Source organism: Nitrosophilus sp. (genome assembly GCF_982775275.1).
Window position 1 is genome coordinate 1 of record NZ_CEXZHP010000266.1, and the last position, 1,582, is coordinate 1,582.

At 37.1% G+C, this 1,582-nt stretch carries 1 protein-coding gene; it reads right to left on the bottom strand.

Going from position 1 to position 1,582, the window contains the following annotated elements; all coding sequences use genetic code 11:
- Positions 1 to 107 precede the first annotated feature (107 nt).
- Positions 108 to 1,166, bottom strand: a complete 1,059-nt coding sequence (gene ispG / locus AC30RD_RS09100; RefSeq protein ID WP_489494212.1) for a flavodoxin-dependent (E)-4-hydroxy-3-methylbut-2-enyl-diphosphate synthase — start codon at positions 1,164 to 1,166, stop codon at positions 108 to 110.
- Positions 1,167 to 1,582: the final 416 nt, after the last annotated feature.

The following is a 1,582-nucleotide window of genomic DNA, read 5'->3' on the forward strand; positions in this document are numbered from 1 at the left end:
CCCTTCGGGGTTGAGTGCACTTTTTTCGCCTAATGGCGAACATAAAATTTTCAAACTAAAATCGCAAAGCTTTCGCTCAATTTGTAATTTTTCAGAGGGTTCAATTCTCAACCCTCTTTTGCCATTTTTTCAACCTCTTCTAAAAATCTCTCTACCAATTTATCTTCGGGAAGTTTTGCAACGACTTCTCCTTTTACCATTATAAGCCCGCTTTTTTTACCGTAAGCTATAGCTACATCGGCGTGTTTTGCCTCTCCTATCGCGTTTACTACGCACCCCATAACAGAAATATTTAAAGGCTTTTTAATATGTTTTGTTCTTTTTTCAACTTCTTCCACCGCTTTGACCAGATCCGCCTCTAATCTTGCACATGTCGGACAAGATATAATATTTACTCCCTCTTTTGCCCTTCCGGAATCTTTTATTATGGCTTTTGCAACCTCGACCTCTTTTTCAAGTTCACCGGTTATTGAAACCCTAATAGTATCTCCAATACCTTCTAAAAGAAGCGATCCTATGCCGATTGCGCTTTTTATGGTCGCATGAAATATAGTTCCAGCTTCCGTTATACCCAAATGAAAAGGATAATCAACAAGAGGTCTTAACATCTTGTAAGCTTCTACGGTCCTTTCTACGTCACTGGCTTTCATGGATACTTTAATATTAGTAAAATCCAAATCTTCTAAAAGCTTTATATGATACAAGGCCGATTCAACCATAGCTTTAGGAGTCGCTCCATATTTTGCCTCTATCTCTTTTTCCAAACTCCCGGCATTTACTCCTATTCTAATGGGTATTTCTCTTTCTTTGCAAGCTTTTACGACCTCTTTTATTCTCTCTTTGCTGCCGATATTCCCGGGGTTTATCCTAATACAATCAACAACTTCCGCGGCAATTAAAGCTAATTTATAATTAAAATGGATATCCGCAACCAAAGGAAGAGAGATCTCTTTTTTTATCTCTTTTAACGCAAGAGCGTCTTCCATTTGCGGAACGGCAACTCTTACTATATCGCATCCCGCAAAATGAAGTTTTTTTATCTGCTCAACGGTAGATTTTACATCTCTTGTTTTTGAAAAAGTCATAGATTGAACCGATATAGGAGCATCCCCTCCTATAGCTACGTTACCTACATAAATTTTTTTTGTGGGATATCTTTTTTTCATCTACACCTCAAATATTTTTTTACCTCGCTCATTTTATATAACTATTCAACCGCTAGACTATCCAACTACTTAACCATTTTAACTAATTTAGACATTGGACATTAGACATTGGTAAATGGGAATTTGGAATTTGGAATTGAGCCCTCTCTCATCATCTTGATCATTACCACCTAACTCCCTTATCTCCTTACCTCCTTATCACCTTACCCCCTTACCTCCTACCTTACCTCCTTATCACCTTACCTCCTAACCCCTTCTCCCTTCAGCCTTTCACTTAACCACTCAACTATTTTTTTTACTAATACTAAGCCTTCGGCTTACCCTCACTCACTTTCTCACTTTTTTACTTTCTAACTTTCTAACTTTTAATAAGCTAAAATCCAAAAAGATTATATCAAATTTCAAACTATATTGAC

What these genes read in the sequence shown, in the direction of transcription:
- ispG (WP_489494212.1), bottom strand. Translation starts at nt 1,166, where the DNA reads ATGAAAAAAAGATATCCCACAAAAAAAATTTATGTAGGTAACGTAGCT.